The organism is Allobosea sp. BK604 (assembly GCF_004341515.1).
Taxonomy (GTDB): domain Bacteria; phylum Pseudomonadota; class Alphaproteobacteria; order Rhizobiales; family Beijerinckiaceae; genus Allobosea.
In genome coordinates, this window is sequence record NZ_SLZF01000010.1 from 303,549 (window position 1) to 325,139 (window position 21,591).

General features: G+C 67.1%; 20 protein-coding genes. 10 read left to right on the forward strand and 10 right to left on the reverse strand.

All coding sequences use genetic code 11. The features are described 5' to 3' along the window. Positions 1 to 26 precede the first annotated feature (26 nt). From lexA to EV560_RS28100, 6 genes are all read right to left on the reverse strand, one after another. On the reverse strand, positions 27 to 731 hold the full coding sequence (lexA, locus tag EV560_RS28075; protein ID WP_131859138.1) for a transcriptional repressor LexA: 705 nt from the start codon (positions 729 to 731) through the stop codon (positions 27 to 29). A 92-nt stretch (positions 732 to 823) separates the two neighbouring features. Further along, a complete protein-coding gene (locus tag EV560_RS28080) occupies positions 824 to 2,035 on the reverse strand; it encodes a molybdopterin molybdotransferase MoeA (RefSeq protein ID WP_131859139.1) in 1,212 nt (403 codons plus the stop codon). After that, positions 2,032 to 2,520, reverse strand: coding sequence for a cyclic pyranopterin monophosphate synthase MoaC (gene moaC / locus EV560_RS28085; RefSeq protein WP_131859140.1), 489 nt, complete (start codon positions 2,518 to 2,520; stop codon positions 2,032 to 2,034). Before moaC ends, EV560_RS28080 begins: the two co-directional genes overlap by 4 nt. Then, complete coding sequence (trpC, locus tag EV560_RS28090) at positions 2,517 to 3,308, reverse strand: indole-3-glycerol phosphate synthase TrpC (RefSeq protein ID WP_131859141.1); 792 nt, start codon at positions 3,306 to 3,308, stop codon at positions 2,517 to 2,519. Before trpC ends, moaC begins: the two co-directional genes overlap by 4 nt. 7 nt (positions 3,309 to 3,315) lie before the next feature. Beyond that, a complete protein-coding gene (gene trpD, locus EV560_RS28095; RefSeq protein ID WP_131859142.1) occupies positions 3,316 to 4,329 on the reverse strand; it encodes an anthranilate phosphoribosyltransferase in 1,014 nt (337 codons plus the stop codon). A 44-nt stretch (positions 4,330 to 4,373) separates the two neighbouring features. Next, positions 4,374 to 5,009, reverse strand: a complete 636-nt coding sequence (locus EV560_RS28100) for an anthranilate synthase component II (protein ID WP_131859143.1) — start codon at positions 5,007 to 5,009, stop codon at positions 4,374 to 4,376. A gap of 244 nt (positions 5,010 to 5,253) precedes the next feature. On the opposite strand from EV560_RS28100, the gene EV560_RS28105 reads away from it, so the two are divergent. Together EV560_RS28105 and EV560_RS28110 are read left to right on the forward strand one after the other, a co-directional pair. Beyond that, positions 5,254 to 6,426, forward strand: a complete 1,173-nt coding sequence (locus EV560_RS28105; RefSeq protein ID WP_165923690.1) for a patatin-like phospholipase family protein — start codon at positions 5,254 to 5,256, stop codon at positions 6,424 to 6,426. An 8-nt stretch (positions 6,427 to 6,434) separates the two neighbouring features. After that, positions 6,435 to 7,073, forward strand: a complete 639-nt coding sequence (locus EV560_RS28110) for a VOC family protein (protein ID WP_131859145.1) — start codon at positions 6,435 to 6,437, stop codon at positions 7,071 to 7,073. 12 nt (positions 7,074 to 7,085) lie between these two features. On the opposite strand, the gene trpE is transcribed toward EV560_RS28110, so the two are convergent. Together trpE and EV560_RS28120 are read right to left on the reverse strand one after the other, a co-directional pair. Continuing rightward, positions 7,086 to 8,600 carry an anthranilate synthase component I gene (gene trpE, locus EV560_RS28115; protein ID WP_131859146.1) on the reverse strand — a complete coding sequence of 505 codons (1,515 nt, stop codon included), beginning with the start codon at positions 8,598 to 8,600 and terminating at the stop codon, positions 7,086 to 7,088. Beyond that, on the reverse strand, positions 8,600 to 10,510 hold the full coding sequence (locus EV560_RS28120; protein ID WP_131859147.1) for a SurA N-terminal domain-containing protein: 1,911 nt from the start codon (positions 10,508 to 10,510) through the stop codon (positions 8,600 to 8,602). The genes trpE and EV560_RS28120 overlap by 1 nt, the downstream gene beginning before the upstream one ends. A gap of 179 nt (positions 10,511 to 10,689) precedes the next feature. Here EV560_RS28120 and tpiA point away from each other — a divergent pair, with 179 nt between their 5' ends. The 8 genes from tpiA to EV560_RS28160 all read left to right on the forward strand — a co-directional run bounded on the left by tpiA (position 10,690) and on the right by EV560_RS28160 (position 17,738). Beyond that, a complete protein-coding gene (gene tpiA, locus EV560_RS28125) occupies positions 10,690 to 11,451 on the forward strand; it encodes a triose-phosphate isomerase (RefSeq protein ID WP_131859148.1) in 762 nt (253 codons plus the stop codon). A gap of 153 nt (positions 11,452 to 11,604) precedes the next feature. Then, positions 11,605 to 12,024 (forward strand): preprotein translocase subunit SecG, encoded by a 420-nt coding sequence (gene secG / locus EV560_RS28130; RefSeq protein ID WP_131859149.1) that lies wholly within the window; start codon positions 11,605 to 11,607, stop codon positions 12,022 to 12,024. A gap of 194 nt (positions 12,025 to 12,218) precedes the next feature. Next, positions 12,219 to 13,847: a CTP synthase gene (locus EV560_RS28135; RefSeq protein WP_131859150.1), complete on the forward strand. Its 1,629-nt coding sequence runs from the start codon at positions 12,219 to 12,221 to the stop codon at positions 13,845 to 13,847. 279 nt (positions 13,848 to 14,126) lie between these two features. Next, positions 14,127 to 14,528, forward strand: a complete 402-nt coding sequence (locus tag EV560_RS28140; RefSeq protein WP_131859151.1) for a DUF350 domain-containing protein — start codon at positions 14,127 to 14,129, stop codon at positions 14,526 to 14,528. Positions 14,529 to 14,533: 5 nt separating this feature from the next. Then, the gene (locus tag EV560_RS28145) at positions 14,534 to 15,157 is read left to right on the forward strand and encodes a DUF1190 domain-containing protein (protein ID WP_131859152.1); all 624 of its coding nucleotides are present in this window, start codon (positions 14,534 to 14,536) and stop codon (positions 15,155 to 15,157) included. Position 15,158: 1 nt separating this feature from the next. Further along, positions 15,159 to 16,325: a glutathionylspermidine synthase family protein gene (locus EV560_RS28150; protein WP_131859153.1), complete on the forward strand. Its 1,167-nt coding sequence runs from the start codon at positions 15,159 to 15,161 to the stop codon at positions 16,323 to 16,325. Between the two features lie 73 nt (positions 16,326 to 16,398). Next, the gene (locus tag EV560_RS28155) at positions 16,399 to 17,274 is read left to right on the forward strand and encodes a VOC family protein (protein ID WP_131859154.1); all 876 of its coding nucleotides are present in this window, start codon (positions 16,399 to 16,401) and stop codon (positions 17,272 to 17,274) included. Between the two features lie 38 nt (positions 17,275 to 17,312). Beyond that, positions 17,313 to 17,738: a DUF350 domain-containing protein gene (locus tag EV560_RS28160; RefSeq protein ID WP_131859155.1), complete on the forward strand. Its 426-nt coding sequence runs from the start codon at positions 17,313 to 17,315 to the stop codon at positions 17,736 to 17,738. A 16-nt stretch (positions 17,739 to 17,754) separates the two neighbouring features. Here the strand turns inward: EV560_RS28160 and mdoH are convergent, their stop codons facing one another. Together mdoH and EV560_RS28170 are read right to left on the reverse strand one after the other, a co-directional pair. Continuing rightward, on the reverse strand, positions 17,755 to 19,947 hold the full coding sequence (gene mdoH / locus EV560_RS28165; RefSeq protein ID WP_131859156.1) for a glucans biosynthesis glucosyltransferase MdoH: 2,193 nt from the start codon (positions 19,945 to 19,947) through the stop codon (positions 17,755 to 17,757). Next, a complete protein-coding gene (locus EV560_RS28170) occupies positions 19,935 to 21,488 on the reverse strand; it encodes an OpgD/OpgG family glucan biosynthesis protein (RefSeq protein WP_248312237.1) in 1,554 nt (517 codons plus the stop codon). Before EV560_RS28170 ends, mdoH begins: the two co-directional genes overlap by 13 nt. Positions 21,489 to 21,591: the final 103 nt, after the last annotated feature.

A 21,591-nucleotide genomic window follows, 5' to 3' on the forward strand; every position in this document is an offset into this window, starting at 1 on the left:
CCAGGGAAACGTAGAGCGCTGCCGCGTCAGTAGCGCCGGAACAGGTTGACCAGCCGGCCCTGGATCTTGACGCGGTCGGGACCAAGCACGCGCGTCTCATAGGCCGGATTGGCGGCTTCCAACGCGATCGAGGAGCCGCGCTTGCGCAGCCGCTTGAGCGTCGCCTCCTCGTCATCGATCAGCGCGACGACGATATCGCCGGTATTGGCCGTATCCTGGCGGCGGATCACCACCGTATCGCCATCGAGGATGCCGGCCTCGACCATCGAGTCGCCACGCACCTCCAGCGCATAATGCTCGCCGCCGCCCAGCATGTCGGCCGGCATCGAGACATTGTGGCTGCGGCTCTGGATCGCCGAGATCGGCGTGCCCGCCGCGATCCGGCCCATGACCGGGATCGCGACCATCGAGCGTGTGTCTTCCTCGGGGGCAGGCGCAGCCGGCTTGGCCTTGCCGAGCCCGCCTTGCACGACGGAAGGGCTGAAACGGCCGCGCGGCGCCTGCGGGCCGCCAATGCCCTCTGGCATCTTGATCACTTCGAGAGCGCGCGCCCGATTCGGGAGCCGGCGAATGAAACCGCGCTCCTCCAGCGCCATGATCAGCCGGTGGATGCCCGATTTGGAGCGCAGGTCGAGCGCATCCTTCATCTCGTCGAAGGAGGGCGGCACACCGGTCTCGCGCAGGCGCTCCTGGATGAAGCGAAGCAGTTCGAACTGTTTGCGTGTCAGCATGACCTGCCGGTGCCCCTGGCTGCGGATTCGAAACAAAGCACGAACATAATACATGTTCGTGCTGTGTTCCGCAAGCCGAGCCGGAACAAGGTTCAGCGCAATCGAATGATCCGGCAGGGCGAATTTTGCTTCGCCGGCTCAGCGAATGCCGGCCTGATCACCAGAGCGTCGGCACGCGACAGGGCGGCGAGCATCGAGGAATCCTGCTTCTCGAAGGGAGTCGCCTGCCAGCCCGCGCCCGTCAGCACCAAACTTGCCCGCAAGTAATCCTGGCGCTCGTCGTTTGCCGGCAAATCTCTTCCGAGGAGGCCGGGCTCGCTGCGGTCGCGCTGCGGGTCGGGCATGCCAAGCAGAGCTTCGATCAGCGGCAGCACGAAGAGATGGCCGCAGACGATCGAGGAGACCGGGTTGCCGGGCAGGCCGACGGCAACCATGCGGCCGAGCCGTCCCATCATCATCGGCTTGCCCGGCCGCATCGCGATCTTCCAGAAGCCGAGTTCCATGCCCTGCGCCTTCAAGGCGGCCTGCACGAGGTCGTGCTCGCCGACGGAAGCGCCGCCGAGCGTGACCAGGACATCGGCATCGGCGCTGCGGGCACGGCCGATCTTTTCGGCGAGGTCCTCATGCGTGTCGCGGGCGATGCCGAGATCGAGTGCGGTCGCCCCTGCCTGTTCGACCAGCGCGGCCAGCGCGTAGCTGTTCGAGGCGACTATCTGGTCCGGGCCGACGGGCTCGCCGGGAAAGACCAGCTCGTCGCCAGTGGCGAGAATCGCGACGAGCGGCTTCTTCCGCACTGAAAGCGCCGGATGGCCCATTGCGGCGGCAAGGCCGAGCGCGGCGCTGTCGAGACGCGTACCGGCCTTGAGCAGGATCTTGCCCTCGCGGAAGTCGAGGCCGGCGGGACGAACGAAGCGGCCCTTGGTTGCGCCCTCGCGCACGGTGATGACGGGGCCGCCGACGCCCTCTGCATTCTCCTGGATCAAGATCGTATCGGCGCCTTCGGGAAGGGGCGCGCCGGTGAAGATGCGCACGGCCTCGCCGGCAGCGAGCGCGCCGCCGAAGGAGCGTCCGGCGGCGGCTTCGCCGATGACGCGCAATTCAGTGCCTATGGTGAGATCGTCGGCCCGCACGGCATAGCCGTCCATCGCCGAATTGGCGAAGGGCGGCTGGGTCCTGAGCGCCTTCAGGTCCTCCACCAGCACGCGCCCCGCACATGCCGCCAGCGGCAAGGTCTCGGCCGTCAACAGGCCGGGCACGCTGTCGATCAGCGCCTTCAGCGCGACGGGAACGGGGGTGAGGCTCACGTTGCCGGCTCCGCCATGTCGTAAGTGCCCGATTTGCCGCCGGATTTATGGACGAGCCGGATACCCTCGATCCGCATCGCCCGGTCGACCGCCTTGACCATGTCGTAGACCGTCAGGCAGGCGACGCTGACCGCGGTCAGCGCTTCCATCTCGACCCCGGTCTGGCCCTTCATCTTGACCTCGGCGCGCACGCGCACGCCGGGCAGGGCCTCATCGATCGCGAGATCGACCGCGACCTTGCTGATCAGCAAGGGATGGCAGAGCGGGATCAGCTCATGCGTGCGCTTGGCGGCCATGATGCCGGCGAGCCGGGCGGTGCCGAGCACGTCGCCTTTCTTCGCTTCGCCGTCGCGGACGATGGCGAGCGTCGCCGCCTGCATGATCACCAGGCCTTCGGCGATGGCGATGCGCGATGTCTCATCCTTGTCGCCGACATCGACCATATGGGCCTGGCCCTGCGCGTCGAGGTGGCTGAGACGGCTCATGCTGCGAGCAGCTCCCGCGTCGCGGCCGCGACATCCTGCTGGCGCATCAGGCTCTCGCCGACCAGGAAGGTGTTGACCCCGCTGCCTTGCAGCCGGGCGATATCGGCCGGAGTGAAGATGCCGCTTTCGCCGACTATGATCCGGTCAGCCGGCACGCGCGGCGCGAGCCGCTCCGTCACGGCGAGATCGACATTGAAGCTGCGCAGGTCGCGATTGTTGATGCCGAGCAGCCTGCTTTCGAGCGCGAGCGCCCGGTCGAGCTCCTCGTCGTCATGGACCTCGACCAGCACGTCCATGCCGAGGCCCACGGCCGTCTCGTTCAGCGCGCGCGCGGTGGCGTCGTCGACGCCGGCCATGATGATCAGGATGCAGTCGGCGCCCCAGGCGCGCGCCTCGAAGACCTGGTAGGGCTCGTAGAGGAAATCCTTGCGCAGCACCGGCAGACCACTGGCGGCGCGCGCCTGCTCCAGGAATTCCGGCCGTCCCTGGAAGGAGGGCGCGTCGGTCAGGACGGAGAGGCAGGCGGCTCCGCCCTCGGCATAGGCCCTGGCCAACGCCGGCGGATCGAAATCGGCGCGGATCAGCCCCTTGGACGGGCTCGCCTTCTTGATCTCGGCGATCAGCGCCGCCCGTCCGGCCGTATGCTTGGCGGCGAGTGCCGCGGCGAAGCCGCGCACGGGAGACGCGGCGAGCGCGAGCTTCTCGATCTGCGCGAGCGAGACCAGCGCCTTGGCGGCCGCGATCTCCTCGCGCTTATAGGCTTCGATCCGGGCCAGGATGTCGGTCATCGCCGCCTCACGCGTTCGAGCTCGCGACCAGCGCAGCCAGCACCGCCTTGGCCTTGCCGCTGTCGATCGCGGATGTGGCGCGCGCGAGGCCGTCGCGCAAGTCGCCGGCCTGGCCTGCGACCACGAGGGCGGCTGCTGCATTGAAGGCGGCGATATCGCGGAACGCGGTCTTCTGCCCGTCGAGCACGGCGCGCAGCGCCTCGGCATTCTGCGCCGGCTCGCCGCCGCGCAGCTCCTCCGGCTTGGCGCGCGGAAGGCCGACATCGTCGGGGCTGATCGAAAAGCTCTCGATCTTGCCGTTCTCCAGCGCGACGACGCGGGTCGGCCCGGTCGTGGTGATCTCATCGAGCCCGTCGGAGCCGTGCACGGCCCAGATGCGCTGCGAGCCGAGCGTCGACAGCACCTTCGCCATCGGTTCGAGCCAGGTCTCGGAGAAGGCGCCGACGAGCTGCTTCTTGACGCCGGCCGGGTTGGAGAGCGGGCCGAGCAGGTTGAAGATCGTGCGCGTGCCGAGCTCGGTGCGCACCGGCGCGACATGGCGCATCGAGGCGTGATGCGTCGGCGCGAACATAAAGCCGACGCCGGCCTCGCTGATGCAGCGCTCGGTTCCGGCCGGATCGAGCCCAACCTTGACGCCGAGTGCGGTCAGCACATCAGCCGCCCCTGAGCGCGAGGACGCTGCACGGTTGCCATGCTTGGCGACCGGCACGCCGCAGGCGGCGGTGATGATCGAGGCCAGGGTCGAGACATTGTAGGAGCCCGACGCATCGCCGCCGGTGCCGACGATGTCGATCGCGTCCTCCGGCGCCTTCAGCGGCAGCATCTTGCCGCGCATGGCGCTGACCGCACCCGCGATCTCCTCGGTGGTCTCGCCGCGCACGCGCAGCGCCATCAGGAAGGCGGCCGCCTGCGCGTTGGTGACTTCGCCGGAGAGGATGGTGTCGAAGGCATCCCGGGCCTCCTCGCGCGAGAGCGGGGCGCCGGTCGCCACCTTGGCGATAAAGGGTTTGAAATCGTCCATGATCGTCTTCGGAACTCAGGCTGTCTCGGAAGGGGGCGCGGCAATCACTGGTTTGGCGCGACGTCGTTTCGTTCGGCCGTGTCCGGCCGGGAATGCGCCTTCGACCATCGCTCGCTGAGGTCGAGGAAATTGCGCAGGATCGTCGCGCCATGCTCGGAGGCGATGCTCTCGGGATGGAACTGCACGCCATGCACCGGCAGCTCGCGATGCGAGAGGGCCATGATCACCCCGTCATCGGTGGCGGCCTCGATCTCCAGATCGGTCGGGCAGCTCTCGCGCGCCACGGCGAGAGAGTGATAGCGGGTCGCCTGGATCGGCCCGTTGATGCCATGGAAGAGGCCGCGCGCCCGGTGCGTGACCGTCGAGATCTTGCCATGCATCGGCAGCGGCGCGCGGATGATCTCGCCGCCAAAAGCCTGGCCGATGGCCTGCAAGCCGAGGCAGACGCCGAAGATCGGCTTCCGGCTTGCGCCCTCGCGCACGACGTCGAGGCAGATGCCGGCCTCGTTCGGGGTGCAGGGGCCGGGCGACAGCACGATCGCGTCGTGCTCGCCGCCAAGCGCGTCCTCGGCGCTCAGCGCGTCGTTGCGCTGCACCTCGACCTCGGCGCCAAGTCCGCCGATCAGGTGGACCAGGTTCCAGGTGAAGCTGTCATAATTGTCGATCAGCAGGACGCGCATTGTCGTTCTCGGCCTCCCGACCGCGATTATCGGCGAAGGTCATGCCCGTTCAAGGGTCCGCCGGTCAAGCTATTGTCCCGGCAAAGCCGGTCCACGCGGGTGGATGAGCGCCTTGGCGATTGCCTAACGATAGCACCAGGCGACATGATGCAAGCCTATGACGAAGGCGATGCGGCCGTCACGGCTGCGTCAAGCGGCGGTGGCATGCGGTAGCGTGATGGTTGGGGCGTCCATGATCCGGCGAATGCTGGCGGCAGGCATGCTGCTCGCGCTCGCCGCCTGCAATACCGGCGAGCGGCCGCGGGCGCTGCCGATGGATGAGCTCGCCACGGCGGAGGTCGTCAACTACGGCACGATCCGCTTCTGGGGCGACACGGTCGCCGACACCACCAGCCGCTATCTCGACAATCAATACCGGCAGATCGCCGCCTCCGGCTGCCGGGAATGCCAGAATTCGGCGACTTTCCTCGCGATTTCCGGCGGCAGCGGCGATGGCGCCTATGGCGCAGGGTTTCTCACCGGCTGGACGGCGCGCGGCGATCGGCCGGTATTCGAAGTCGTCACCGGCGTCAGCACCGGTTCGCTGATCGCGCCCTTCGCCTTCCTCGGCTCGAAATACGACGGCCCGTTGCGCGAGATCTACACGCGCTTTGGCGACGACCAGCTCTACCGCAACAAGGGCGTATTCGGGCTGGTCGGCGAGTCGCTCTACGACAACACGCCGCTGCGCCTGATCGTCGAGCGCTACGCGACCGACACGCTGCTGGACGAGATCGCCGCCGAGCACCGCAAGGGCCGCAGGCTCCTGGTCCAGTCGACCAATCTCGATGCGCAGCGCCCGGTGATCTGGGACATGGGCTCGATCGCGGCCAGCGGCCAGCCCGACCGCAAGAAGCTCTTCGTCGACATCCTGCTGGCCTCGGCCTCGATTCCGGCGATTTTTCCGGCTGTGAGGCTGAACGTCACCAGCAATGGCCGGGTCTATGACGAGCTCCATGTCGATGGCGGCGTCACCTCGCAGATCTTCTTCGCCCCGCCCGGGCTCGATCTCAAGGGCGCGGCGCGGCGCAATCTCGGCCATCAGCGCAAACTCTCGCTCTACGTCATCCGCAACGGCAAGCTGAAGCCGGATTACCAGGCTTCGGTCCAGACGGTCGCTGGCCTGGCGACGCGCTCGATCGCGACCTTGGTCAAGTACCAGGCGCTGGCGAATATCTGGGCCATCTCCGCCGCGGCCGAGCGCCTCGGAGCTCGCTTCTCCTTCACGGCGATCCCCGAGAGTTTCGATGAAAAGCAGCGCTCGGATTTCGACACGCGCTACATGACGTCGCTGTTCGATCTCGGCGTCGAGCAGGCGCTACGCGGCAAGGCCTGGGAGACCGAGCCGCCGCTCTCGCCGACACTGTCGATGCGGTAGGCGGGGCCATGTTGCAGCGCGACCACCTGACCGTCATCGCGCCCTCGCTGGCGGAGGGCGTCGCTCATATCCGGGCCTGTCTCGGCCTCGACATCCCCTATGGCCGCGCCCATGACGGCATGGGCACGCATAACCACCTGCTCAGGCTGGGCGACGACGTCTATCTGGAGGTGATCGCGGTCGATCCCGCCGCGCCGCCGCCCGGGCGGCCGCGCTGGTTCGGGCTCGATGATGCAGCCTCGGTGCGCAGTTCCTGGGATGACGGCTTTCGCTTGCGCGGCTGGGTCGCGCGAACGACCGGCATTGCCGAGCTGCTGGCGCGGCACGGAAGCATCCTCGGCGAAGAGGTCCGCCTGTCGGGCTCGGGGCGCAATTTCTCCTTCGCGGTGCCGCCGGGAGGGGCGTTGCCGCTCGGCGGGCTCGCGCCCTCCGTCATCGACCGCGGCGGCTATCCGCCCTCGGTCGCGGCGATGCCGGATCTCGGCGCCAGGCTGCGCGCCTTCGTCGTGGAGGATCCTGAGCCGGACGAGGTGAGGGCGCTCTATGAGCGGCTCGACGTCGAGAACCCGCCGGAGATCCGGCGCGGCGAGCGCCTGCGCTATCGCGCCGTGATCGAGACGCCGGCGGGGCTCAAGGAGCTCGCCTGAGCGAGTCCGGCGTTACTGTCCGCGCCCGGCGCGAGAAGCGAACCGGATCGCCTCCTCGGCTGCCTTGAACAGGGCCTTGGCCTTGTTGATGCATTCGAGCTGCTCCGATTCCGGATTGGAATCGTAGACGATGCCGGCACCGGCCTGGACATGCATGCGCCCGTCCTTGACCACGGCGGTGCGCAGCACGATGCAGGTATCCATCTCGCCATTGGCGCCGAAATAGCCGATGCAGCCGCCATAGGCGCCGCGCGCATCATGCTCGAGCTCGTCGATGATCTCCATGGCGCGGACTTTCGGCGCGCCGGAGACCGTGCCGGCCGGGAACCCTGCAGATAGCGCCGACAGCGCATCATGCTTCGGGTCGATCCTGCCTTCGACATTCGAGACGATGTGCATGACCTGGCTGTAGCGCTCGATGAAGAAGGAATCGGTCACCTTCACCGAGCCGATCTGGCTGACGCGGCCGACATCGTTGCGGCCAAGGTCGAGCAGCATCAGGTGCTCGGCCCGCTCTTTCGGATCGGCCAGCAGCTCCTCGGCCAATGCCTCGTCTTCCTGCGTCGTCGCCCCGCGGCGGCGCGTGCCGGCGATCGGACGGATGGTGACCGTGTCGTCGCGCAGCCGGACCAGGATCTCCGGGCTCGAGCAGACGATCTGGAAGGCGCCGAAATCGAGATAGCACAGGAAGGGCGCCGGATTGACCCGCCGCAGCGCCCGGTAGAGCGTGAAGGGCGGCAGTGCGAACGGCGCCTCGAAGCGCTGCGACAGCACGACCTGGAAAATGTCGCCGGCGCGGATGTATTCCTGCGCCTTGCCGACCATCTCGTAGAATTCCGCCTCCGTGGTATTCGAGACCACGTCGGGCTCGGGCAAGGCGCTGATATCGGTCTCGGCATCGGAGGGCAGGGGGCCTTCCAGCGCCATCACCACGGCATCGAGCTGGTCCTGCGCCCGTTCATAGGCCGCGCGCGCCGAGATGCCGACCTGCGGCCGCACCGGCGTGACGAGATGAATCTCGTCACGCACCGAATCGAACACTACCATCAGTGTCGGCCGGGTCAGGATCGCGTCGGGGACGCCGGTGCCGGTCTCCTTCGGCTCGGGCAGGCGCTCCATCAGCCGCACCATGTCGTAGCCGAGATAGCCGAAGATGCCGGCTGCCATTGGCGGCAGATCGTCCTCGCTCGGGATCGCGCTCTCGGCGAGCAGCGCCCGCAGGCTCTCGAAGGCCGGGCGCGGATCGGGCAGGAAGGTCTCGCCCAACGCCGGACGGCAGAGCGAGGCCTGCCCGGCATGGCAGCGCCAGATCACGTCGGGCTCGAGGCCGATCATCGAATAGCGGCCGCGCACGGCGCCGCCTTCGACCGATTCGAGCAGGAAGGCCGGCCCCTGCGTCGCATGGCGCAGCTTCAGGAAGGCCGCGACCGGCGTCTCGCAATCGCCGACGAGAACCTGGCGCAGAAGCTGGACATTGCCCGCGTCATAGGTTGCGGCGAAGCGCTCGAAGTCGAAGGAGCCGGGCATCAATTCGTCGCGCCGCCCGTCGCGTTCCGGAATGCCGCGTCGTTGATCGAGACGCCGAGATCGGCCTGCAGCTTGGCGACATATTCCATCAGCATGTCCTCGCTGACGCTGGAGCCGAGCAGCCGGGCGAAATTATCCGCGTCCTGCGTGGTGCGCACATAGGGCGGCACGGTCGCGCTATCGACCTTGAACAGCACGCGGCCATCGCCGGCCGCGGCGGAGTTGCTCTTGCCGACCGGCGTGCCAAAGATCAGCGACACGACATTGGCCGGAAGCTCCGGATTCTGGTCCTGGCGGCCGAGATCCTGGGCCTGCTCGATGGTCAGGCCGGCTGCGGCGGCGACCACGTCGAAGCTCTCGCCGGAATCGAGCTTCTGCACCAGCTCGCGCGTCTTGGCCGAGAGCCGGTTGGCGATCTCGTCGCCGCGCCATTGCGCTTCGACCTGCGCCTTGACCTCCTCGAAGCTCTGGTCGCGGGCCGGGTCGATCTTGGTCACGTCGAACCAGACATAGCCCGCATCGCGCGGCAGCCGGATCGCCTCGTTGTCGACGCCGATATCGGAGCGGAAGATCGCCTGCACCGCGCTGTCGCCACCCGGCAGGGCCTCCTCCTGCGTGCCGTCGGGCTTGCGCAGGCCGGAATCGACCGGCCCGACCGTCCGCAGCTTCAGCTTGAACTCGTTGGCGATATCGCCGAGCGGCTTGGCCGCGGCGCGCTGGTCCTCGATCTTGTCGTGCAGATCCCTGAGCTGCGCCGAGGCCCTGGTGGTCGCGAGCTCGCTCTTCACCTCGGCCGCGACCTCCTCGAACGGCCGCACATGCTCGGGCTCGACCTTGGAGACACGCAGCAGGACCGGCCCGAACGAGCCGTCGACCGGGCTGCTGACCGCGCCCTCGGCGAGCTCGAAAGCGGCGTTGCGCACGGCTTCGTCGAAAACCTGCGGGCGGGTGAAGGTGCCGAGCGTCAGGTCCTTCTCGGCGACATTGCGCTCGGCCGCGATCGACTCGAAGCTGGCGCCGCCATCGATCTTCGCCTTGGCCGCCTGCGCATCGGTCAGCGAGGGGAAGCTGATCTGCTGGATCGTGCGCTGCTCGGGCGCGGTGAAGCGCTGCGCCTTGATCTGCTCGTAATGGGCCTTGGCCTCGTCGTCGTTGATCGTGCTCGGATCGGCCAGCGTTTCGGCTGTGAGCGAGAGAAGATTGGCGCTGCGATATTCCGGCGCACGGAACGAGGTCTTGCGCTCGTCGAAATAGCTCCTGAGCTGGGCATCGCTCGGCGCGGCGATCTCGCCGGCGGCGCTGGCAGGCACCTTGGCGAAGGTGACGTTGCGGCGCTCGTTGCGCAGGCGGTGGCCAAGCTCCTGCAGCGCGACCGGCGCCGCGACCGCGCCGACCACCATCTCGGCCAGCTCCTGGCGCAGGATGGTCTCGCGCTGCGAGCGCACATAGCTCTGTTCGGTGAAGCCGTTCGAGCGCAGCAGGTCGTTGAAGCGCGGCGCCGAGAAATTGCCTGAGGCGTCGCGGAAGGTCGGATCCTCGAGGATCAGGTTGCGGATCGTCTCGTCGGAGACGGCGAGGCGCATGTTGCGCGCCGTCTGGTCGAGCGACGCCTCGGTCAGGAGCTTCGCCAGCACCTGCCGGTCGAGCCCGAGCGCGCGCGCCATCTCCGGCGGAATCGCGCGGCGCTGCTGACGCGTCAGTGTCTGGATCTCGTTCTGATAGGCATTGCGCATCTGGTCGATGCTGATCTCGGTACGGCCGACCTTGGCGACCTCGTTGCGGCCATAGCCGCGGAAGATGTCACCGACGCCCCAGATCGCGAAGGCGCCGATCAGGATGCTGAACAGGATGGTGATGAGGAGCTTGCCGAAGAAGCTCTGGCCCGCCTTGCGGATGCGCTGCATCATCATCTGAGTCGTTCTTTCCCTCGTCCGGCGGCGTGCTGATGCCGTTGGATCCGTCTTTGATCGGCGTCGCTTATAGAAACCGATCGTGCCGCCCGCAATCGTCGCGCTGCTCTTGCCGGCCGATTGCGGCGCCGGCTAGGCGTTGTTAGAGGCGAACGGATCAAAAAGGGAGGATTTCGCAGGTGACACGCAGCATCAGGCCGCTGGTGGCAGGCAACTGGAAGATGAATGGTCTCAGGGCGGAGCTCGCGATCGCCGCCGAGGTGGCGAAGGGTTATGCGCCCGAGCTGAAGAACAAGGTCGATCTCGCCATCTGCCCGCCCGCGAGCCTGCTTTTCATGACGAGCGCCGCCCTGATCGGCACGCGCATCGCCACCGGCGGCCAGGATTGCAGCATCCAGGAGGCTGGCGCCTTCACCGGCGAGATCTCGGCCGCGATGCTGGCCGATGCCGGCGCAAGCTATGCCATCGTCGGCCATTCCGAGCGCCGAACCTTGCATGGCGAGACCAACGCGATCGTGAAGGAAAAGGCGCAGGCGTCGCAGAAGGCGCTCCTCGTGCCGATCGTCTGCGTCGGCGAGACGAAGGACGAGCGAGAGGCCGGCAGGGCGCTCGCCATCGTCCGCAAGCAGCTGCGCGGCTCGGTGCCGGACGGCGCGACCGCCGCGACACTCGTCATCGCCTATGAGCCGGTCTGGGCGATCGGCACCGGCCTGACCCCGACGCCGCAGGATGTCGCCGAGATGCACGAGGCGATCCGCGCCGAGCTCGGCAAGTTGCTCGGCAAATCCGTCGCGGCCGGGGTGCGGCTGCTATATGGCGGTTCGGTCAAGCCCTCGAATGCGGCCGAATTGATGAATGTCGCCCATGTCGATGGCGCGCTCGTCGGTGGCGCCAGCCTGAAGGCCGAGGATTTCCTGGCCATTGCCAAGGCCTGCGCCTGAGCGACCTTCGCAACCCTGCCGTTGCAGGAATGACGCAATTGCCGGGTGGCATTGCTGGAATCTGCGTGCTATGTGCCCGGCCGAAACCGCAAAAGCGGAACGCGGCGCGGGCACCCTTGGCGGCGGCCTGCGCCATACCCATTTCGTGAGATCATGCAGAACGTTCTCATCGTCATACACCTGATCATCGTGATCGCGCTCGTCGGCGTGGTCCTGTTGCAGCGTTCCGAGGGCGGCGGCCTCGGCATGGGGTCGGGCGGAGGCGGCGTCGGCGGCTTCATGACCGGCCGTGGCCAGGCCAACGCCCTGACGCGTGCCACCGCGATCCTGGCGGGCGCGTTCTTCCTGACCTCGATCGCTCTGGCGATCCTGGCCAATCAGGGCCGTACGCAGCGCTCGATCCTCGACGGCGCGCCGGCTTCGACCGCGCCTGCGGCGCCGACCGGGCCGAGCGCCCCCAATGCCAGCGGTCAGGGCGGCGTGCTCGACCAGCTCCGGCAGATGCAGAACCAGAGCGGCGGCGGCGGCTCGCAACCGCCGACGCCATCGGCGCCGGCAGCGCCGCAGCAGTAAGGATGACAGGGCAGGGGCCGGGAAACCGGCCCTTCTCTTTTGCGAGGGAGCTGCCGGGAAACCGGCCCTTCTCTTTTGTGGATTGGCTTGCCGGAACGGTGGTTCTGTCAGGTTGTGGACAAGCGCGTGGGGCAGGGCGGTGTTGCACGCCGGCGCTTCGCGAATCGGAAACCTGGGTCTAGAGGAGAACTCCCATGACGCGGTACGTTTTCATCACCGGCGGCGTGGTGTCCTCGCTTGGCAAAGGCCTGGCGGCGGCGGCTCTCGCAGCTCTCCTGCAGGCACGTGGCTATAAGGTCCGCCTGCGCAAGCTCGACCCCTATCTCAATGTCGATCCGGGCACGATGAGCCCGTATCAGCACGGCGAGGTCTTCGTCACCGACGATGGCGCCGAGACCGATCTCGACCTCGGCCATTACGAGCGGTTCACCGGCCGTCCCTGCAACAGGGGCGACAACATCACCACCGGCCGCATCTACATGGACATCCTGACCAAGGAGCGCCGTGGCGATTATCTCGGCGCCACCATCCAGGTCGTCCCGCACGTCACCAATGCGATCAAGGACTTCGTCCTCACCGGTAATGACGATTACGACTTCACGCTGGTTGAGATCGGCGGAACCGTCGGCGATATCGAGAGCCTGCCCTTCCTCGAATCGATCCGCCAGGTCAGCCAGCAATTGCCGCGCGGCCAGTGCATCTTCATCCACCTGACGCTGCTGCCCTATATCCCGACCGCCGGCGAGCTGAAGACCAAGCCGACCCAGCACTCCGTCGCCGAGCTGCGCTCGATCGGCATCCAGCCCGACATCCTGCTCTGCCGCACCGACCGCGAGATCCCGCGGGAAGAACGCCGCAAGCTCGCGCTGTTCTGCAATGTCCGCGAGACCGCGGTGATCGAAGCCCGCGACGCCGCTTCGATCTACGACGTGCCGCTCTCGTACCATGCCGAGGGGCTCGACACCGAAGTGCTCGCCGCTTTCGGCATGGATGCGTCCAAGGAGCCGGATATCAGCGGCTGGAAGCGCATCTCGGAGCGCGTCAAGAATCCGGAGGGCGAGGTCACCATCGCCATCGTCGGCAAATATACCGGGATGAAGGATGCCTATAAGTCGCTGATCGAGGCGCTGACCCATGGCGGCATCGCCAACCGGGTCAAGGTCAATCTCGACTGGATCGAGTCGGAGGTCTTCGAGAAGGAGGACCCGGCGCCCTTCCTCGAACATGTCCACGGCATTCTCGTGCCCGGCGGCTTCGGCCATCGCGGCGCCGAGGGCAAGATCAAGGCGGCGACCTTCGCCAGGCAGCGCAAAGTGCCCTATTTCGGCATCTGCTTCGGCATGCAGATGGCGGTGATCGAGGCCGCTCGCTCGCTCGCCGGCATCGCGGACGCGAACTCGACCGAGTTCGGCCCGACGCAGGAGCCCGTCGTCGGCCTGATGACCGAGTGGATGCGCGGCAATGAGCTGGAGCAGCGCGCGGCCGGCGGCGATCTCGGCGGCACGATGCGGCTCGGCGCCTATGCCTCGAAGCTCAATGCGGAGTCCAAGATCGCGCGGATCTACGGCTCGACCGAGATCTCCGAGCGCCATCGCCACCGCTACGAGGTCAATATGGGCTATCGCGAGCGGCTGGAGGCGCAGGGCATGGCGTTCAGCGGCGTCTCGCCGGATGGCCTGCTGCCGGAAACGATCGAATATCCCGGCCATCCCTGGTTCATCGGCGTGCAGTATCATCCCGAGCTGAAATCGCGCCCGTTCGAGCCGCATCCGCTCTTCGCCAGCTTCATCGAGGCGGCGGTGGTGCAGAGCCGGCTGGTCTGATCCGTTTCTTCCTTCTCCCCCTGCGGGAGAAGGATGCACGCAGTACCGGACGAAGGTTGCGGTGTCCTTGCCGATAGGGAGCCTGTCGGGCAGCCGTTGCTGCAATCGTCGCGACCCCTCATCCGTCTCGGTTTCGCCGAGCCACCTTCTGCCGCAAGGGGAGGAGGGACGGCGCGCACCCCCTCGAAGAATTTGCCCTAACCCTGCTGGCGAAACCGCGCCGGCCGCTTATAGTCTGCCCGGATATTTCGATCCGTCGAAGGCTTGGGGGCAGGCGCGATGACGATCTCTATGGCCGGTTTGCCGGCCTTTCTGCTGTATTTCTGCGTCGGCACCGCGCTGATCGTCGGCTTCGCGGTGATCTATCTGCGCCTGACCGCGCATGACGAGATCGCGCTGATCCGCTCCGGCAATCTCTCCGCCGCTATTGCTTTCGGCGGCAATCTCGCCGGCTTCTCGATCCCGCTGGAAAAGGCGATCGAACAGGCGAGCAGCATTCCGGACCTGGTGCTGTGGGCGCTTGCGGCGATGCTGATCCAGTTCGCAGCCTATGGCGTGGCGCGTTATCTTAGCCCCGAACTCTCCAAGAAGATCGAGGAAGACCGGCTGCCCTCGGCCGCCATGCTCGCCGTCATCGCCGTGATCAGCGGCACGCTGGCTGCGGCCAGCATGACGGAGTGAGCGCGATGAAGCGCTCGACCCAGATCGGATTGGCTGCCGTCGGCATCGTGCTCGTCGCCTCGTTCTGGCCGCGCGCCGAGGAGCCCGAGGAGGATCTCGTCTACAACTCCCTGGCGGATTGCCGCGCCGCCGGCCAGATCAGCGCGACGCAATGCGAGCAGCGCTTCAACGAAGCCTCGGCCAACCATCTGCGTGACGCCAAGAAGTTTTCCAATAGCAGCCAGTGCGAGGCGGAATACGGCGCCGGAGGCTGCCAGAACGCGGTCTGGAACGGTGCCCAGGTCGTGATTCCGGCGCTGGCCGGCATTATGCTCGCTCGCCAGTTCATGCAGGGCGGCGGTGCGGCTCAGGCTCTGCTGCCGCCGACGCGCCAGGCCTGCCCGCCCGGCAGCCAGCTTCCGGAATGCCAGCCGGCACGCTCCTCATCGTCTTCGGGCGGAGGCGGTGGTGGCAGCTCCAGCAGTCGTTCCTTCTCGTCATCCTCGACCCGGGCCTATTCGACGACCTCGGGCGGCACCGTCATCGCGCGCAGCGGCTCGACGCCCGGCAGCGCCACGACGACAAGCGTTTCCTCGCGCGGCGGCTTCGGCTCTAGCTCGCGCTCCTACAGCTCCTCCTCGTCGTCCTGAGATGCGCCGCGTCAAGCTCGCCCCGCGCACGAACTGGCAGGCCGAGGTCGAGCGCCTCGGCTTCGCCTTCCATACGATCGATGGCGAGACCTATTGGGACGAGAGCGCGGCCTATGCGTTCACGCTCGAGGAGATCGAGCGCGATATCGAAGGGCCGACCGGGGAGATCGAGCAGCTTTGCTTCGCCTTCATCGAGCGCGCCATCGGCGACGAGGCCACGCTGACGAAGCTGGCGATCCCGGAGATGCATTGGCCCCTGATCCGCGAGAGCTGGCAGCGCGGCGACCGCAATCTCTACGGCCGGCTCGATCTCGCCTATGACGGCAAGGGCCCCGCCAAGCTTCTCGAATACAATGCCGATACGCCGACGGCGCTGTTCGAATCGAGCGTGGTGCAATGGGATTGGTTGGAGCAGGCGATGGCGCGCGGCGCCCTGCCATCGGGCTGCGATCAGTTCAACTCGCTGCATGAGCGCCTGATCGCGGCCCTCGCGGCGCTGCGCCAGCCTTCTCCCTATCGCCTGCATCTGACCTGCGTCCAGAACAGCAATGAGGACAAGGGCACGGTCGACTACTTGCAGGATTGCGCGGTGCAAGCAGGGCTCGATGCCCGCTTCACCTATATCGAGGAGATCGGCCTGCTCAGCGATGGCCGGTTTTGCGATGGCTCGAACCTGCCGATCGAGACGCTGTTCAAGCTCTATCCCTGGGAATGGCTCTTCCGCGAGAGCTACGCCTCGGCGCTGGCCGGTGCGCGCTGCCAGTTCATCGAGCCGCCCTGGAAGGCGCTGCTCTCGAACAAGGGCCTGCTTGCCTGTCTCTGGGAGATGGAAGCGGGCCATCCCAACCTGCTGCCGGCTTTCTTCGAGGGCGATCCGCGCTGCGTCTCGCTCTCGCCCCGCCATGTCCGCAAGCCGCTCTATTCGCGCGAGGGCGCCAATATCGAGCTGATCGAACGCGGCAAGGTGCTCGACAGCGATGACGGTCCCTATGGCGCCGAGGGCCATATCCTTCAGGATGCGGCTCAGCTCGCCTCTTTCGACGGCACCTATGCCGTGCTCGGCTCCTGGCTGGTCGCCTCGGAAGCTTGCGGGCTCTGCATCCGCGAGGATGCGACGCCGATCACCAAGAACACCTCGCGCTTCCTGCCGCATTATATCGAGCCGTGACCATCGGCCGAAAGCTTGCTACGACCAGTGAGCAGGCAGCTCCAAGCCGCTCCGAACCATAGCGATTCCCGACATGTCCGAGCCCAATCGGCCCCGTGGCCTCGACCATCTCGTCATCGGCGTGCACGATCTCGACGCCGCCGGCCGGCTCTATGAGCGGCTCGGCTTTCGCGTCGGCGCGCGCAACCGCCATCCCTGGGGAACCGAGAACCGGATCGTCCAGTTTCCCGGCGCCTTCCTCGAATTGATCACGGTCGGCGATCCCGGCGCGATTCCGCAGCATGCACCGCATCGCTTCTCCTTCGGCGCTTTCGTTCGCGATGCGCTCGCGCGGGGCGAGGGCCTGTCGATGCTGGTGCTGGAGAGCAAGGACGCCAAGGCCGACGCCGAGATCTTCAAGGACGCCGCCATTGGCGATTTCGAGCCGTTCTTCTTCGAGCGCCAGGCAAGGCGGCCCGATGGCAGCGAGGTCCGCGTCGCCTTCTCGCTCGCCTTCGCGGAGAATGATCGCGCCCCCGCCTGCGGCTTCTTCACCTGTCAGCAGCACGAGCCGCAGAATTTCTGGAACCCGGCCTTCCAGCAGCATGCCAATGGCACGACGGGACTTGCCGCCGCGATCATGCTGGCCGAGAACCCGACCGACCATCACATCTTCCTCTCCGCCTTCACCGGTGAGCGCAGCCTGAAATCCAACTCCCTCGGCATCAGCGCGCCGCTGCCGCGCGGGCGCTTCGACATCCTGACGCCGCATGCCGCTTTCCAGCTCTTTGCCGGCGAGGAAGGGGCGCCCGGTCCGCGTTTCGCCGGCTTCGTCGTCACCGTGCCGGACCTGGCGGCGGTGCGGGCGCTTCTCGCGGCCGGCGACATCCCGTCGCTGCAGGTCGGCGAAAGGATCGTGGTGCCGTCCGGCGCCGCCATGGGCTGCATGGTTGCGTTCGAGAAGGGCTGAGGCGAGGATCGTCGTCAGAATCGGCGGGGGCGGTCGGAATGGGCGATGGAAGTTCGTTGGCTCTTGGCCAGGCGCTGGGGCGCCTGCCCGATTTCGCGCTGTTCTTCTCGGTCGCGCTCGGTCTCGTCGCGATCTACCTGCTGATCTACACGCTCGCGACATCGCATAACGAGTTCGGCCTGATCCGTCGCAACAACGTCGCCGCGGCGCTTTCCCTCGGCCTGAGCCTGACCGGCTTCGCGCTGCCCTTGTCGAGCGCCGTCGTCCATTCGACCACGATCATCGACCTTGTGGTCTGGGGCCTCGTCGCGCTCGTGGTGCAGTTGCTCGTCTATGTCCTGGTCCGGCTGGTGCTGCCGAATCTCTCGGGCCGGATCGCTGCCGGCGAGCTCGCCGCAGCCCTGTTCCTCGGAGCCGCCTCGCTCGCGGCCGGCGTCATCAACGCGGCGGCGATGACTTTTTGAGGATGTCCGCCCGGCCTCAGGTCGGGCAATTCTGCGTGGTCTCGGGCGGTAGCGAGGCGAGCAGGCCGATCAGCGCCCGGTCGTGCAGCAGCACCATGCGCTCCTTCGGCTTCAGCCAGATCGAAGCTTCCTCGATCGTCTCGGCATCGACCAGCTTGGCCTGAGCGACGGCGCGGTCGGGCTCGATCTCGCCACGGCGGCGGCTGTGGCCCTCCGGCAGCATCGCCTCATGCGCGGCCCGCAATTGCGGCTCGGCATGCAGCGCCTTCAGCCCGCAGGCATCGTCATAGCCGGCCTTGGCGAACTCGGCCTGCAATTCGTTGGCGCGGGTCGCGATCGCCGGCGGGTCGCCTTCCTCCGGCGTAACGAGCAGCTTGTGCCGCTTCAGCCAGAGCCCGAGCGCGAGCTGGCCCGAGGCCCATGACAGCGGAATCGCCAGCACGAGGCCGACGATCGTCGGCGACATCCAGGCGAAGAGCGAGGTCGCGATCATGAAGGCCGAGACGCCCGTGACCAGGCCGAGCGCCGTATGCATGCGGTGGCGCCGCACGATGTCCTTGAACGGGATCGAGCCGTCGTCGCGCCGCTGCGGGTTCCAGCCGGTATCGCGCCCGAGCAGGATCTGGAAGACCGAGCCCGACTGGATCAGCATCATGATCGGCGCGAAGAAGGCCGAGAGCAGGATTTCCAGCAGCGCCGAGACGATGAGTCTGAGGCCGCCGCCGCAGGCACGCCTGAGGCGGGTGTGGAACAGCGTCAGCAGCAGGCCGAAGATCTTTGGCGCGAGCAGGATCGCCATGGTCAGGGCGAACAGGTTCAAGGCTCGCTCGGGGTCGAACCGCGGCCAGACCGGGAAGAGCGTGAACTCCTGCGTGAAATATTCGGGCCGCGCGTAATTGACCTGCAGCACGATCAGGATGCCGACCACCAGCTGCATCAGCCAGAAGGGCGAGGCGACATAGCCCATGATGCCGGTGGCGAAATGCTGTCGCGTCGACCAGACGAAACCCTTCGCGCCGATGATGCGGGAATGCTGGAGATTGCCCTGCGCCCAGCGCCGGTCGCGTACGGAGATGTCGATCAGCGAGGGCGGGCTCTCCTCATACGAGCCGGTCAGGTCCGGCAGCATGTAGACCGACCAGCCGGCACGCCGGATCAGCGCCGCCTCGACGAAGTCATGGCTGAGCACATGCCCGCCGAAGGGCGGCTTGCCCTTGAGGTCGGGCAGGCCGCAATGCTCGGCGAAGGCCTTGGTGCGGATGATCGCATTGTGGCCCCAGTAGTTGCCGTCGCGGCCCGACCACATCGCGAGCCCGGTCGCGATCACCGGCCCGTAGACCCGCGCCGCGAATTGCTGCAGCCGGGCGAAGAAGGTGTTGCGGTTGATGATCAGCGGCAACGACTGGATGATGCCCGAATCGGGATCGGCCTCCATCGCCGCGGCGAGCCGGACGATGCAGGTTCCGGTCATCAGGCTGTCGGCGTCGAGCACGACCATGTGCTCGTAATGACCGCCCCAGCGCGTGACGAAATCGGCGATATTGCCGGCCTTGCGATGATGGTTCTTCGGGCGATGCCGGTAATAGACCCGGCAATTCGGCCCGAGCCGCTCGCGCAGCGCCAGGAAGGCGCGCTCCTCCGCGATCCAGACATCCGGATTTGTCGTGTCGGACACGATGAAATAGTCGAAATGCTCGCCGAGCCCGGTCGCCTCGACCGATTCCCTGATCGCCGCCAGCGCGGCGAAGGTGCGTGCCGTCGATTCATTGTAGATCGGCATCACCACGACGGTGCGGTGCTGCAGGCTCTCGGCCCGGCCGGCCTTGCCAGCCCCGAGCATCAGCCCGACGAAGCCGAGCAGCGCGCTGGTGAAGGCGAGGGCGATCCATGAGAAATTGACCGTGAACAGCGCCAGCAAGGCATACTGCAGCAGGGTCGTGCGGCTGACCGACACGACATGGTACATTTCCCAGGCGCCATAGGCGGTCAGTGCCATGCCGCCGCCGAAGACGAAGAGGCGCTTCAACCAGGGCGTCGTCCAGTGCTCCGGCGCGACGGGCTTGCGCCGTTCCGAGGCCTTCCAGCTCCGGAACGACTGCACCGGCATCACCAGCCGGCTCTCCGGCGGCGTTGCAGGCTGCACGGCGGCAGGTGCGGAGCGCTGCGCCCGCTCGGCCGCCCGCAAGGGAGCTTCGGTCACCACGTCCATCGGTCGAGCCAGGTTTCGGATACAGGCTGGCCGCCGGCTTCGAGCACGAGGCGCAACTCCGACAGGTTGTCGGTATTGGGGTCGATCTCGAAGCCGACACGCATGGTCTTGCGCTCAGGATAAGGCCAAAGCCTCAAGCCGTGAACAGCGCCGGGCGTCGCGGTGATATTGGCGCGCGTCGCCGCGACGATGCCGGCATCGCCGAGCTTGTCGCCGGTGAATTCCACCGAGAATCGTCGGCGCCGGCCCTGGCTGCCGCGGCCCTGGCGAATCCGGGTCACTGTCGCCAGCGGCGCCGGCCGTTCCTGCGGCTGCCAGCACCAGGACTGGCGATAGGCGATGGTGGTCTCGCTGCCTGCGGCGATCGCCTGGCGCGGTCGCCAATAGGTGATGATGTTGTCGTTCTGCTCGGAATCGCTGGGGATCTCGATGAGCTGCACCGAACCGGCGCCCCATTCGCCAAGCGGCTCCATCCAGACGCTGGGCCTCAGTTCGTAGCGCTGGTCTTCGTCCTGGAAGGCGCCCGGATCGCGCTCGCGCTGGACCAGGCCGAAGCCGCGCGGATTGGTGTCGACGAAGGAGGAGACCTGGAGCGCCGCCGGATTGTTGACCGGCCGATAGATCCACTCGCCGCCGCCGGTCAGCATCTGCACGCCGGAGACCTCATGGATCGCCGGGCGCAGGTCGTCGAAGGTGCGCCGGCTCTGCGGCCCGGAAAGGAATGTGCCCATCGCACAGCCGAAGCCGACATGGTCGAGCGCCTGCCGGGCGAAGAGCGTCATTTCGACATCGATGAAGGTGACGTCGCCGGGCCGAAGCGTCATCCGTACCGCGCCGGTCAGGCTCTCCGAATCGAGCAGCGCATGGATGACCAGGAAGCCGGAGGCCGGGCTCGGACGCTCGATCCAGAAGGCGCGGAAGAACGGAATCTCCTCGCCGCGCTGCTCGCCCGGCCGCAGGATCAGGGCGCGCGCCAGCGCGCCGAAATTCTGGCCGCGAGCCAGCGCGCGGAAGAAGGTCGCGCCCTGGAAGATCGCGACCTCGTAGGGCCGCTCATGCCCGGCCGCGACACGGAAGCCGGAGAATTGCAGGTCGACATTGGCAGGCGGCGGCGTCACCCGGCCGTAATCGAACTTGCTACGGTCGAAGGTGACGCGGCGCACGACCTCGTCCTCGACCGTAAACAGGCTGACCGGATTGGAGAAGACGTAGCCGCGATGCAGCGGCTCGATGGTGAAGCCGCGATTCTCCCCCGCCCAGATCAGGCCGTTTGCCTGCGCCCGAATCCCGACGAACTGGTCGAACGGCATGGTCGCGTAGCCGTCGGGCAGGTCGGTCGTCACCACGGGAATCGTCGCCCGGCGCGCAAGCATGCGGGCGGCCTCGACCACGAGCGCGGGGTCGAAGCGCTGGCCCTCGGCGATCACCGACTGCACCGTGGCGGCCCAACCGGCGGGCTGGGCCTGAGCGGCGCCCGCATTCAGCAATGGCGCAGCTGCCAGACCGTAGGCCGCGCTCTCCAGAAACTGTCGGCGATTCAAGGATTTCGACATCATATCCAACATACGCGGGCGGCCCCTTCGCCCGTTGCGCTTCTAGAGCATTTCGCTGTGAGCTGAAAAGCGGTCGTGACCACGAAAGTGC